This is a genomic window from Roseovarius sp. S88 (assembly GCF_037023735.1).
GTDB lineage: Bacteria > Pseudomonadota > Alphaproteobacteria > Rhodobacterales > Rhodobacteraceae > Roseovarius > Roseovarius phycicola.
Genome location: NZ_CP146069.1, coordinates 84,468 through 97,631, shown reverse-complemented (window position 1 = coordinate 97,631; position 13,164 = coordinate 84,468). Strand labels below are relative to the sequence as shown.

Genomic DNA, 13,164 nt, shown 5'->3' with positions numbered 1-13,164 from the left:
GATGAAAGCCCTTGTGAAAGCCAAGCCGGAAGTGGGTCTGTGGATGGAACATGTCCCCGTTCCAGAACCCGGACCAGCCGATGTGCTGATCAAGGTTAAAAAGTCGGCGATTTGTGGCACGGATGTGCATATCTGGAAATGGGACGAGTTCAGTGCCAAGACTGTGCCCGTCCCTATGGTCGTCGGACATGAGTTTGTCGGCGAGATCGTGGATACCGGTGCAGCGGCCATGAAATACAAGATTGGTCAGCGTGTCTCGGGTGAAGGTCATATCGTCTGCGGTACCTGCCGGAATTGCCGCGCGGGGCGCGGTCATCTGTGCCGCAACACCAAGGGTGTAGGCGTCAACCGCCCCGGTTGCTTTGCTGAGTATCTCTGCATTCCCGAAGACAATGTTGTGCCCATCCCTAAGGACATTCCGGATGAGATCGCGGCTATCTTCGACCCGTTTGGAAATGCGGTGCACACTGCTCTGTCCTTTGATCTGGTGGGGGAAGATGTACTTGTCACCGGGGCTGGCCCCATTGGGATCATGGGCGCGCTGGTGGCACAAAAGGTGGGTGCGCGGAAAGTTGTGATCACCGATATCACCCCATACCGGCTTGAACTGGCTCAAAAGATGGGTGTGCAGCATGTGGTGGACGTTTCGAAAGAAAATCTGCGCGATGTCATGGACGAAATCGGCATGACCGAAGGGTTTGACGTGGGCCTTGAGATGTCTGGTGCATCGGCCGCGATGCAGCAGATGATCGCGCGGATGAACAATGGCGGGAAGGTCGCGTTGCTGGGTATTGCGCCCACGGAATTCCCGGTTGATTGGAACAGTGTCATTTTCAAGATGCTGCATATCAAGGGCATCTATGGCCGCGAGATGTACGAGACCTGGTACAAGATGATTGCCTTGGTCCAGTCGGGTCTCGATGTCTCGGGGCTGATCACACACAGGATTTCCATCGACGATTTTGAAGACGGGTTTGCCGCGATGATTTCGGGCAATGCCGGCAAAGTCGTGATGGATTGGGGATAGGCCGCGCTCACGCGGGTGCAGTACGATGAGGAAAAGACTATGAGTGATACGCTGGCGCAATCCACGCTCAACATTCAGACGGATGAGACAAGCCGGGGCAAGCCGCTGCCCAGCCACGCGAAAGTGGTGATTATTGGTGGCGGTGTGGTGGGATGTTCGATCCTCTTTCACCTCAGCAAGTTTGGGTGGGAAGATGTGGTTCTTCTGGAGCGGAATGAGCTGACATCCGGCTCAAGCTGGCACGCGGCGGGGCAAATTCACACAATCAGTTCGGATCCAAACATTAGTCGCTTACAGAGCTATACAATCGGGCTCTACAAGGAGATTGAGGAGCTTTCCGGACAGTCCGTAGGGCTGCATATGACGGGTGGCTTTTATGTCGCCTCGAACAAGGCCTGGCACGATTATCTCAAGCGTGAGCGGTCCAAGGCGCGGTATATGGGCCTGCATCAGGAATGGATCAGCCCAAAGGAGTTGGCGGAGCGCCATCCGTTGATTGATCCCAAGCACTATTATGCAGCGCTCTGGGATGATCAGGATGGGGATCTGGACCCGTCAGGCACCACGTATGCTTTTGCCAAAGCGTCTAAGCACTACGGTGGTCAATACTTTACTCATACGCCGGTGACAGCAACAACCCAAAGACCGGATGGTCTGTGGGAAGTGACCACAGAAAGAGGCACTATTATTGCCGAATACGTAGTAAACTGCGGAGGCCTTTGGGCACGGGAGGTGGGGCATATGGCTGGGTTGAACCTGCCTGTGCAACCAATGGAACATCACTATTTGCTGACCGACCGGATCGATGAAGTGGCCAATTTCGGATCCCGCCTGCCCTGTGGGATTGACTATGAGGCGAACATTTATTTTCGACAGGAAAGGGATGGGATGTTGCTTGGCACTTATGAGCCGGTTGGGACGCCCTGGAAAGTCGGTGGGACGCCTTGGGATTTCGGGCATGAGCTTTTGCAGCCCAAGCTTGAGAATATTGCAGATCGTCTTGAGCTTGGATTTGAACGAATTCCTGCATTGGCTGATGCTGGGATCAAAGATGCGATCAACGGCCCTTTTACCTTTGGGCCAGATGGCAATCCAATGATTGGTCCCGTGCCGGGTATGCATAATTACTGGTGCGCGGTTGGCGTTATGGCGGGCTTCTGCCAGGGCGGCGGCGTTGGCCTGACCATGGCGGAATGGATGATTGATGGAGAGCCGTCGATTGATGTCTGGGCTATGGATGTCGCGCGTTTTGGGGATTGGGCGACGCCCGATTGGGGCACCGTTAAGTCGACGGAAAACTATGAACGTCGCTTTGTCATGACCTTTCCCAACGAGACGTTACCCAAGGGCCGGATGCAAAAGACAACGGCGCTCTACGACCGGCTTATTGCGCGAGGTGCCCGAATGGATCAGGGCTTTGGTCTTGAGCACGCTCTGTGGTTCGCTGATGGGCCAGAAGATGCGCACGAAGAACCATCATTCGAGCGCAATCGCAGTCATGACTATGTCGCGCGTGAAATCGAAGCGGTGCAAAACGCGGTTGGTGGTATTGAGATTGCGAATTTTGCGAAACATGAGTTTACCGGCAAAGGCGCACGCGCGTATTTAGACTATTTTCTTGCCGGATATGTCCCAAAAACGGGTCGATTGACGCTGACCCCGATGCTGACGCCCAAGGGACGGCTGTATGGTGATCTGACTGTCGCATGCCTCTCTGAGGATCACTTTATCCTGTTCGGCTCTGGAACAATGCAGGAGGCGCATCGCCGCTGGTTCGAAAAGGATCTGCCAAATGATGTGAGCTATCGCAATGCCTCAGATGATTGGCACGGCATTGCGTTGAGCGGTCCCAAATCGAGAGAACTGTTGTCTCGCATTACACGCGATGATGTGAGTGCGGACGCGCTGAAATTCCGTGATTTGCGCCAGACTTTTGTTGGAGGCGTGCCAGTTATCCTTAACCGGATATCGTTTAGCGGTGAGCTTGGGTACGAAATCTACTGTCGCCCACAGTATCTTTTGCGTCTGGCGGAGGCGATTGAGGACGCGGGTGCCGATCTGGGATATCGGTGGTATGGCGCACGTGCGTTGATGTCGATGAGGTTGGAGAAAGGTTGGGGTGCCTGGACATTGGAATTCCGGCCCGACTTCAACGCAGTTGAATCAGGCCTGGATGCTTTCATCAACTGGAAGAAGAATTTCGTCGGTAAAGCCGCGACCGAGGCTTTTGTCAAAGAAGGCGTGGAGCGCAAATTGGTCACTCTGACCATTGATGTAGATGGGATTGATGTGACCGGTGATGAGGCTGTTCTTCGCGGCGGTGAGGCCATTGGATACATCACGGCGGGGGGCTACGCACACCGAGTCGGGCGGTCTATGGCGATGGCATATGTCGCAAGCGAACATGCGGGTGCCGGTGAGGTGCTCGACGTGGAAATCCTTGGTGAGATGTACAAGGCGGAAGTGCAAGGTGCTCCGGTCTACGACGCCAACGGAGCAAATATGCGCAGCTGACATCAAAGGGATGAGCCGGGAATGACGGAGCACGAACACGCGCCCAAGCGCTATGTTTTCCTGTTGATCCCGGGTTATTCGATGCTTGGCTTTACCTGTGCGCTCGAAGCACTGAGTCTTGCCAATCGTCATTCCAGCGGCAAACAGTTTTACGAGTGGCGGCTACTGAGTGCCGATGGAAAACCAGCGCGCGCCTGGAATGGAGTGACAGTTGAGGTTGATGGTGGTCTCGAAACCCTGAGTCGCGAAAATACGCTTGTTGTTTGCGCAGGTGAACAGGCCGTCGAAGGCAGCACGCGCGACGTTCTCGCCTGGTTGCGGCGCGAGACACGCAAAGGCATCAGTTTTGGTGCGTTGAGCAGTGGGACCTATACGTTGGCCCTTGCCGGATTGATCGCGGGCAAACGCGTGACAACACATTGGGAATATGTGGATGCGCTGACAGAGGCGCTGCCGCAGGTCAGTATGCAGGACACGATTTATTCTGTGGACGGGCGTGTGTTTTCCTGTGCTGGTGGTGCTTCTTCTATGGATTTGATGCTGCATCTCATCGAAGAAGACTATGGTCTGAAGTTGGTGGAGTGGGTCGCAGAACAGATGGTCTATACCGCCCCGCGTGATCAAGATCATGCGCAGCGTCTGACGCTTCCCTCCCGTTTTGCGCGAGGCAATCGCAAGGTCATTCGAGCGATTGAGATTATGCGTAACACGATAGAAGATCCTCTGAAGTTGAGTGAGATTGCCGCTGAAATTGGTGTGTCAGTTCGCCAATTGGAACGTTTGTTTCAGTCCGTGTTGAACACATCGCCCAGCCGGTATTACATCACCACTAGATTAGAAAAGGCGCGTCATCTGTTGAGGCAAACAGATATGAGCGTTACCGAAATTAGCGTCTTATGCGGGTTTGCCAGTCCGACGCATTTTTCGCGCGCATATCGGAAAGTTTATAGCGTGCCTCCCAGCAAGGAACCGGGTGCAGCACGGGTACCTAGCCGTCCGCCTGATTGAGAACCTCTTCGATCTGGCCGGTCAACTGACGTGACATGGGGTTGACCGACGACCGAAACGTGCCGACAACCTCGCCTTTAGCGTCAATAAGAACCTTGTTGAAATTCCAATTCGGTTCAAAGCCTTCTTCAGTTGCCAGAGATTTATAGAAAGGATGTGCGTTTGCACCGACTACATGTGTGATACCGGTCATTGGCAATGTCAGGTCGTAGTTGACCTCGCAAAACTCTTTAACTTCGCTGTCGCTCCCAAGTTCTTGTGAGAAGTCATCGGATGGAACAGCAAGAACAACCAGACCTTGATCGCTGTACGTATCGTGCAACTCTTGTAGTTCAGAATACTGCCCTGTGAACCCGCAGAGTGAGGCTGTGTTGACAACCAAAATGGGCTGTCCCTCCCAGTTCGAAAGCTGATGTGTGCCGCCGTCGATGTTTGTGAACGTGCTGTCCAAATCCACTGCCAATGTAGGGGTCGCCAAAAGACTAAACAGAAATGCGAACTTTGAGCGCATGGTTTTTCTCCTTTGGTTTTGAATACGACGCTTCGCAGACAACAGATCACTCAAGGCCTGCATGAAACCGACGTCCATGTCGTTTTCAAGCATAGTAGCACGTCGGAAACTTGACGGTGATCACAAGTGTGTTGCGATATCCTGGGGCAGGAGGTGACGTCATGACCAGTGTGAAGATCATCGAAGATGGAGCGGCTATCGCGCTCGACATGGCAGGTGTCGCGTCACGTTACCATGCTGTCTGGCTGCGCGACAATGCTTGGGACGAGGGGACGCGCGCATCGGGGAATGGGCAACGGCTAATAACTTTGTCGGACGTTCCAGAAGATATCGCGATCAGTGAAGTCGAAGTGAGAGGTGAAACAGTAACGATCACTTTTGCACCCAGTGATGAAAGGATCGATTATGACGTGAATTGGCTGTTGGCGCACTGCTATGACTTGCCTCAAATTGCCGAAAAAGGCTGGATTAGTGACGAAATCCTCGTGTGGGACAGCGCCATGAGCGACCACATTCCAACGGCGGATTTTGGTCAAGTCAAAGCTGACAAAGAGGCTTTGGCCGCATGGTTGGATGGTGTTGTTCAGTTCGGGTTCGGCAAACTGACTGGTGGCCCTGTGGAAGAAGGCGCTCTGTTCGAAGTTGCTGATCTTTTTGGTTATGTTCGCGAGACTAACTATGGACGGCACTTCGAAGTGCGGACGGAAGTAAACCCGTCGAACCTGGCGTTCACGGGCCTCGGACTTCAGGCGCATACCGACAATCCGTATCGTGATCCTGTGCCGACAGTGCAGGTCCTCTACTGTTTGGAAAACTCCGCAGAAGGCGGAGAAAATATGGTGGTTGATGGTTTTGCCTGCGCGCAGCGTCTGAAACGGGAGGATCCACGCGGATTTCACCTTTTGAGTTCGTACTGCGCTCGGTTTGAGTTTGCTGGATCAGAGGGCGTGTGCTTGCGGTCGCGTCGACCAATGATCGAATTGGCCCCAGACGGCGCATTGGTAGGTGTTCGCTTCAACAATCGGTCGGCGGCGGCGATCACGGATGTACCTTACGCAGATATGGCGGCTTACTACGCGGCGTACCGGCGACTAGGTCAGATCATTGATGACCCGAATATGGAAATAACCTTCAAGCTTGAGCCGGGTGAATGTTTTGTTGTCGATAACACCCGAGTGCTTCATGCGCGCAAAGGATATTCCGGGTCTGGATCACGATGGCTTCAAGGCTGCTACGCGGACATGGATGGATTGCGCTCCACGCATGCTGTGCTGGTGCAAGAGATTGTGAAGGCGGCTGAGTAATGAGTAAAAAACAGACTCTAACGCAGGCGAATATAGTTGATTTCATCGCCGATATCTTTGCGCGTTGTGGAGATGAGGAATACCTTGGTGAGCCGGTCACGATGGCTCAGCACATGTTACAGGGGGCCACGCTCGCAGAGAAAAAAGGTTTGGGTGAAGAGATTATCGTTGCAGCGCTCTTGCACGATATTGGACATTTCACTTCTGAGTTCGGCACATTCTCGATGGAGGATACCGAAGACCGCTATCATGAAGAGGCTGGTGCTAAAGTTCTTGAGGCTTTCTTTCCGACCATTGTCACAGATTGTGTGCGGTTTCATGTTGCGGCCAAGAGATATCTATGTGCCACTAACCCCGCCTATTTTGGCGAGTTGTCGGATGCGTCTGTGCATTCTTTGAACCTTCAGGGTGGGCCGATGAATGACCTTGAAGTTGCGGATTTTGTGCGTAATCCGAACGTGCAAGACATCGTTGCTGTTCGCTATCTCGATGATGCGGGTAAAGACCCGAACATGCAGACGCCCAGTTTTGCCCATTTCGCACCCATGGTGCAGCGTGTTGTTGATGCACATTGTGCCGTGACATAGCGGGGTTGCTGACACAGCATTTGAAATATTGCAGGCCATCCGTCACGTTCTGACGAGAAAGGCCAATCTATGAACCCGTTCAAGGGAATTGCCCTCAAACTCTGCGCGGTGATGCTTTTCATTGTCATGTCTGCTCTGATCAAAGCAGCGTCTGAGAATGTGCCGCCGGGGCAAGCTGTATTTTTCCGGTCGTTTTTTGCGATCCCGGTAATTTTCGCCTGGCTTGCTCTTCGTGGGGAGATGCGGTCGGGACTCAAAGTAGCGTCTCGTATGGGTCATTTCTGGCGCGGCGTTGTGGGAACGACGGCAATGGGGTTGATGTTTGCGGGCTTGGGTCTTTTGCCCCTGCCTGAAGTCACGGCTTTGGGCTATGCCGCGCCGCTGCTGGTTGTCGTGTTTGCCGCGATGTTTCTTGATGAAAAGGTCGGTGTCTTTCGGATTGGGGCCGTTGCGCTGGGGCTTGCTGGCGTCCTTATCGTTTTAGCGCCGCGATTGACAACTTTGAGTGGGCCCAATGTCGAAACAGCGCAAGCTGTCGGTGCCGTTCTTGTTCTTCTAGGTGCGACCTGTGCGGCACTGGCGCAGATCTATATTCGAAAGCTTGTGCGGACAGAACGAACCAGCGCGATTGTATTCTATTTCTCGCTGACATCGACACTTCTGTCTTTGCTTACCATACCCTTCGGATGGGTCATTCCTGGTTTAACAGAGACTGTTTTCTTGATTTCTGCGGGTATACTTGGCGGCGTGGCGCAGATATTTTTGACGTCTGCATACCGGTATGCAGACGCCAGTGTCATTGCGCCTTTCGACTACGCTTCGATGCTGTTTGCCATTGCAATTGGATATGTCTTTTTCGATGAGGTCCCGACGCAGCAGATGCTGATCGGTGGTGGGCTGGTTATTCTGGCGGGCATCACAATCATATTGAGGGAGCGACAGCTTGGCTTGAAACGTGGTCGGGCGCGGTCGCTCAAAACACCACAGGGTTAGCGATCTAACCAGGCATATCGCAAGTAAGCCGGGCGCATCAGCATCCTACGAAAGCGCCCCAATGGAAAGCGCCTGGGCACATGCCACATTGGCGCTGGGTAAGGAAGTCTGGGCTCAATGCCGCGCACAAGATCGGCCAGCAACCGCCCTGTATAGCTTCCCATTGAGACACCATTGCCGTGAAAGGCAAAACCGGCAAAACCATCCTCCATTCCCGGAATTGGACCGGCATAGGGGATCAGATCACGTGTCAGACAAACGAACCCCGACCAATAGTATGGCGTCTCAACGTGTGACCAGGCGGGAAACATGGTGTCGAAATCGGAACGGATTTTCCGGCGAATAGCACTTTCGCTCTGAGGCGTGTGGGTCAATCCTCCACGCATACCAAATAGCATGCGCCCGTCCGGCATAAGCCGGAAATAGTGCAGCAAATGTCGTGTGTCGTAGCACATCTGCGTGCTGGTCCATCCTTGTGCCAGTTGCTCATCCTGACTAATCGGGCGTGTGACCAGAACACTGGATTGCGTGGGCAAGTACCGCCCAGACATCCAGTTTGGAACGTTGTCCGAGCTATAGCCGTTGGTGGCCAAAATGAACTTTTTGGCCGTAACAGAGCCGCTTTTTGTGTGAAGTCGGTATTCTGAACCCGGTAGTTTTTCGATATTTGTTACAAGACTTTTTGCGAAAATCCTTGCACCTGCGTTTTGCGCCGCATGCGCCAGACCAGATGCATATTTGCGGGGATTCAAGGCGAAGCCGATATTGACTGTTGCCGCACCATGGAATGGTCCGTTCATCCCGGTCTGGACTAATTCTTCCGGAGGAATGATTTGGGTTTCAAGCCCGTACAAATCCCGCGTCTGATCAACGCCTGCCTTTAGATCTTCAAAGTCCCGCGCTCTGTGCGCCAGTTGCGTTTCCCCATCGGAATGGCGGTCGACCTCCAGCCCAAGCCGGTCAATAAGCCCATCAACACATTCAACGGCTGATTTTTCAGCCTGGCAAAACCCCCTTGCTTCTTCTTTGCCAAAGCGTGCAACCAAATCTGCATGACTGGCTTTTGCGCCACCTAAACAGCAGAACCCACCATTACGCCCTGAAGCGCCCCAATATGGGTGTTGTGCCTCTAGGACAGTTACGCCCAACCCTGCCTCGGCCAGGTGCAGCGCTGCGGACAGGCCGGTGAACCCAGCACCTATGATCGCAACATCTGTTTTGATTTCCGAGTTCAATGATGGCCAATCCTGCGGCTCCACTGTTTCGGCCCACCAGCAGGATTCAATCGGACCCGCCCCATATGCTTCGTCTTCCCATATCCTGTCTAGGTCGTTCATACGTATTTTGCGGCTTTCTGGCTGTTGGATTTGATCAAAAAGATCATACTGCGTAAAATGATACTCTATTCACCTCGTGGCCAAGCTCGCAAGCTGGGATTGGCCGTGACCTTTGAAAGGTACGGTTCTGATGAATAAGTCAGCTGGCAAGGTTGAACTAGCCGCGCAAAGGCAAGCCGCGCTTCCGGCGCATCAGGTCATTTATCAGACCTTGCGAGACATGATTTTGTTTGGGGATCTGGCGCCGGGCCAGGCAGTGACCATTCAGGGTTTGACAGATCAGCTTGGTGCAGGAATGACGCCTGTGCGAGAGGCCATTCGTCGCTTGACGGCGGAAGGGGCTTTGGAGTTTCAAGGCAACCGCCGTGTCTGTGTTCCAACGCTCAGTGCTGAAAACATAAGCGAGCTTATCTTGGCGCGTCAGTGGCTTGATCCGCATTTGGCACTAAGGGCAACGGAACGGGCGACACTCGAAGACCTGGCACATCTCAAATCACTCGATCATGCATTGGACCAAGCGATTGCACGTGGAGATTTGCGCGAATACTTGCATGAGAACTATCAGTTCCACACACAAATCTATGCGATTGCTGACGCACCAATTCTGGCAGATTTGGCAGAAGGCCTCTGGCTTCGATTTGGACCATCGCTTAGAGTTGTTTGTGGGCGCATTGGCACGCAGAGCCTTCCTGATAAACACAAGGACATTTTGGATGCGATGCATGCGCGTGACGCCGAAGCTGCAGCGCGCGCCATCCGAGAAGACGTTATTCAAGGCATGGAGCAGGTGCGTCAATCATTGGAAATCAGTTCCAAGCAACCGATTTGATTGACTCAAAATAATTTGATCATATTCTGTGCGCGTGGCGACACGCGCCGCTTTTTCATATCTCGCGAGGTGCGCCATGTCGCTGATTACAAATCATATGCCCACCAGTGAACTGCAGGCTCTTGATGCCGCACATCACTTGCATCCGTTTACGCACGGCCATGACTTGGCAAAGAAAGGCGCACGGGTGATAACGCGCGCCAAAGGCGTGACTCTGACTGATAGCGACGGGAACGAGTTTCTCGATGCAATGGCTGGGCTTTGGTGCGTGAACCTCGGCTATGGGCGTCACGAGCTGGCCGAGGCGGCTGCACGTCAGATGAAAGAGCTTCCTTACTACAACACGTTTTTCCAGACCACACATGTCCCAGCGATTGCTTTGGCGGATCGGTTGGCGGAACTGACGCCATACGATTTGAATAACGTATTTTTCGCCAGTTCTGGGTCTGAGGCCAATGACACAAACATTCGTCTTGTCCGCACCTATTGGCAGGAAAAAGGCCATCCTCAAAAGAACATCATTATCACCCGCAAGAATGCCTATCATGGATCCTCTATGGGCAGCGCATCATTGGGGGGAATGGCCTACATGCACGCCCAGGGCGGGATGCCGATCCCGGATATTCATCATATTGATCAACCACATTGGTGGGCCGAGGGCGGGGATATGGACCCCAATGAGTTTGGCCTACAGCGCGCACGCGCACTGGAAGAGGCTATTCTTGAACTTGGCGAAGATCGAGTCGGGGCCTTTATTGGTGAGCCAATTCAGGGCGCAGGTGGCGTGATCATTCCACCGGAAACCTATTGGCCTGAAATTCAGCGCATTTGCGACAAGTACAACATTCTGTTGATTGCCGATGAGGTGATTTGCGGATTTGGCCGGACAGGTAAATGGTTTGGTTCAGAAACCATGGGCATTCGCCCTCATATCATGACGGTCGCCAAGGGGATCAGCTCTGGCTACGCTCCTGTGGGCGGCTCGATCGTTTGTGATGAGGTGGCCGAGGTTCTTAACAATTGCGAATTCAGCCATGGGTATACGTATTCGGGCCACCCCGTAACTTGTGCGGTTGCTCTCGAAAACCTGCGTATCCTCGATGAAGAAGGCATTGTTGAGCAGGCTGGAAGCGAAACAGCGCCTTACTTGAAGGAAAAGTGGGAATCACTCGCAGACCATCCGTTGGTTGGCGAGGCTAAAGTCATCGGCTTGATGGGCTCTATTGCGTTGACCCCGGATAAAGCCAGCCGCGCCAAGTTTGCATCAGTTGCGGGGACTGTTGGCTTGATGTGTCGTGAGCATTGTTTTGCAAACAGCCTGATCATGCGGCACGTGGGCGATCGTATGGTGATTTCGCCACCGCTGATCATCACCAAGGATGAGGTGGATCAGTTGATTGTGCGTGCTTCGCGTGCGCTTGACCTGACGCATAAGCAGTTGATCGACGAAGGCATGATGAAGGCGGCCAGTTAAACCGCGCTTCATCATGGTTTTACAAAGAGCTTTCTGGACATGTCGCAAAAACTTTCGGCAGGTCCTGTGTCTTTGATCAGGATAGACTCCGTCGTCTCAAGACCCCAAGTGTCCATCCAAAGTGCCGGCATGAAATGAAAGGTCATGCCAGGCTCTAAAACCGTTGTGTCCTCGGTTCGGATTGACGCAGTCCGCTCACCCCAATCAGGGGGATAGCTTAGCCCGATCGGATACCCCATTCGCCCTTCGCGTTTGATGCCATACTTTGCCAAAATATCCATGAACGCATGCGCAATGTCACAGGTTCGATTACCGGCGCGTGCCGCCTCCAATCCAGCATCGATCCCTTCAATCTGCGCCTTTTCAGCTTCAAGCATGTCAGGCGGAGGTGTCCCGAGGAACACGGTTCGACAAAGAGGCGCGTGGTATCGGTTATGACACCCAGACAGTTCGAAAAACGTTGCTTCCCCTGACTGCATCTTATCGCCGTTCCACGTCAAATGTGCGGCCGTGGCATCAAGGCCCGATGGTGTAAGCGGCAAGATTGCTGGATAGTCGCCCCAAATATCGTCTACTCCCGACATACCCGCATGAAAGATGTCTGCCACCAGATCATTCTTTCGCAGTCCCGGCTCCGCGCGCTCTATCGCTGTTCTGATCACTTTTTCAGAAATTTTTGCAGCACGGCGGATCATCGCAATTTCGTCATCGGATTTCACGAGCCGCTGCCAATTCACCAATGCTGTGGAATCCACCAACGTCGCATTTGGCAATTCTGCTTCGAGAACGCTATGTGCCTTCGCGGAGTAATAGTAATTTTCCATTTCAACACCGATGCGTCGGTTGGAGAAACCCAATCTCGCAATGTGGCGAGCTAAATCCTGCATTGGATGGCGCTCAGTGGATTGCACAAAATCATCCGAATATCCGAGGATGTATTCGTCCTTCATCCAACATGTCCGGCGTCCGCCTAACATGTCCATATATCTGCCCCACCAAATCGGCGGGCCATCAAGCGTCAAGATGACACCCTGGTGAACATAAAACGACCATCCATCATAGCCCGTTAGCCAATTCTGGTTTGAAGGGTCGGTGACAAACAGAAGATCCAAACTCGCCGCCGCCATGGCTTGGCGTGTTTTGGCGACCCGGCGATCATACTCGGCGATTGAAAACGGCGTACGTTTCGTTGTCATGAAGATGTCCCACTTTGTTTCTGCATAGAATGCCGAAACGCCTGCTCACGTCAAAACCGAATTTCGCATGACGTTTTGCACTCAAGTGTAAGCTAAGTATTGACGCATCGAAAAAGAGACGCACATTCGACTGCAGACAAGAAAGGAAACGCGCAAAGAATTCATGGTGTGGCCTCATCTGAGCGGCCATATTGATCCTCAAAACTGCGCTGTTTGCAATGCTCGCCATTTTGAATGTGCGCCAGTATTGGGCGCGTAAGAACAAACGCAAGGTGAGAAGAGAAACGGGAATTTCTCTAGCCTTGTTGCCAAGCCAGGCTGCTGAAGAAAACAGCCGGCATTTTTGGTGTCTTTGGCATGTGACCAAGGGCGAGAGGGACTGAA

The 13,164-nt window shown here is 53.1% G+C and carries 12 protein-coding genes; 9 read left to right on the top strand and 3 right to left on the bottom strand.

Annotated features, from left to right (window positions below):
* Nucleotide 1 precedes the first annotated feature (1 nt).
* Genes tdh through RZ517_RS00425 form a run of 3 tightly spaced genes read left to right on the top strand, consistent with a single transcriptional unit; the run spans nt 2 to nt 4,549 of the window.
* Nucleotides 2-1,027, top strand: coding sequence for an L-threonine 3-dehydrogenase (gene tdh / locus RZ517_RS00435; protein WP_338551198.1), 1,026 nt, complete (start codon nt 2-4; stop codon nt 1,025-1,027).
* 39 nt (nt 1,028-1,066) lie between these two features.
* Entirely contained in the window at nt 1,067-3,541 is a 2,475-nt protein-coding gene (locus tag RZ517_RS00430) for a GcvT family protein (RefSeq protein ID WP_338549536.1), read from the top strand.
* Nucleotides 3,542-3,562: 21 nt separating this feature from the next.
* Nucleotides 3,563-4,549 carry a GlxA family transcriptional regulator gene (locus tag RZ517_RS00425; protein ID WP_338549535.1) on the top strand — a complete coding sequence of 329 codons (987 nt, stop codon included), beginning with the start codon at nt 3,563-3,565 and terminating at the stop codon, nt 4,547-4,549.
* Here the strand turns inward: RZ517_RS00425 and RZ517_RS00420 are convergent.
* Nucleotides 4,530-5,060 (bottom strand): glutathione peroxidase, encoded by a 531-nt coding sequence (locus RZ517_RS00420; RefSeq protein WP_338549534.1) that lies wholly within the window; start codon nt 5,058-5,060, stop codon nt 4,530-4,532. The genes RZ517_RS00425 and RZ517_RS00420 overlap by 20 nt on opposite strands.
* 161 nt (nt 5,061-5,221) lie before the next feature.
* Between RZ517_RS00420 and tmpA the strand changes: the two genes are divergently transcribed.
* The 3 genes from tmpA to RZ517_RS00405 all read left to right on the top strand — a co-directional run bounded on the left by tmpA (nt 5,222) and on the right by RZ517_RS00405 (nt 7,944).
* Nucleotides 5,222-6,364 carry a 2-trimethylaminoethylphosphonate dioxygenase gene (gene tmpA / locus RZ517_RS00415; RefSeq protein WP_422395552.1) on the top strand — a complete coding sequence of 381 codons (1,143 nt, stop codon included), beginning with the start codon at nt 5,222-5,224 and terminating at the stop codon, nt 6,362-6,364.
* Nucleotides 6,364-6,951, top strand: coding sequence for a (R)-1-hydroxy-2-trimethylaminoethylphosphonate oxygenase (gene tmpB / locus RZ517_RS00410; RefSeq protein WP_338549533.1), 588 nt, complete (start codon nt 6,364-6,366; stop codon nt 6,949-6,951). The genes tmpA and tmpB overlap by 1 nt, the downstream gene beginning before the upstream one ends.
* 69 nt (nt 6,952-7,020) lie before the next feature.
* On the top strand, nt 7,021-7,944 hold the full coding sequence (locus tag RZ517_RS00405; RefSeq protein ID WP_338549532.1) for a DMT family transporter: 924 nt from the start codon (nt 7,021-7,023) through the stop codon (nt 7,942-7,944).
* Here RZ517_RS00405 and RZ517_RS00400 read toward each other — a convergent pair.
* Nucleotides 7,941-9,281 (bottom strand): NAD(P)/FAD-dependent oxidoreductase, encoded by a 1,341-nt coding sequence (locus tag RZ517_RS00400; RefSeq protein ID WP_317056525.1) that lies wholly within the window; start codon nt 9,279-9,281, stop codon nt 7,941-7,943. The genes RZ517_RS00405 and RZ517_RS00400 overlap by 4 nt on opposite strands.
* A gap of 130 nt (nt 9,282-9,411) precedes the next feature.
* Between RZ517_RS00400 and RZ517_RS00395 the strand changes: the two genes are divergently transcribed.
* Entirely contained in the window at nt 9,412-10,110 is a 699-nt protein-coding gene (locus RZ517_RS00395) for a GntR family transcriptional regulator (RefSeq protein WP_338549531.1), read from the top strand.
* 76 nt (nt 10,111-10,186) lie between these two features.
* On the top strand, nt 10,187-11,584 hold the full coding sequence (locus RZ517_RS00390) for an aspartate aminotransferase family protein (RefSeq protein ID WP_338549530.1): 1,398 nt from the start codon (nt 10,187-10,189) through the stop codon (nt 11,582-11,584).
* An 11-nt stretch (nt 11,585-11,595) separates the two neighbouring features.
* Here the strand turns inward: RZ517_RS00390 and RZ517_RS00385 are convergent, their stop codons facing one another.
* Entirely contained in the window at nt 11,596-12,780 is a 1,185-nt protein-coding gene (locus RZ517_RS00385; protein ID WP_338549529.1) for a M24 family metallopeptidase, read from the bottom strand.
* A 191-nt stretch (nt 12,781-12,971) separates the two neighbouring features.
* On the opposite strand from RZ517_RS00385, the gene RZ517_RS00380 reads away from it, so the two are divergent.
* Complete coding sequence (locus RZ517_RS00380) at nt 12,972-13,163, top strand: hypothetical protein (protein ID WP_338551216.1); 192 nt, start codon at nt 12,972-12,974, stop codon at nt 13,161-13,163.
* The last annotated feature ends 1 nt before the right edge of the window (nt 13,164 follow it).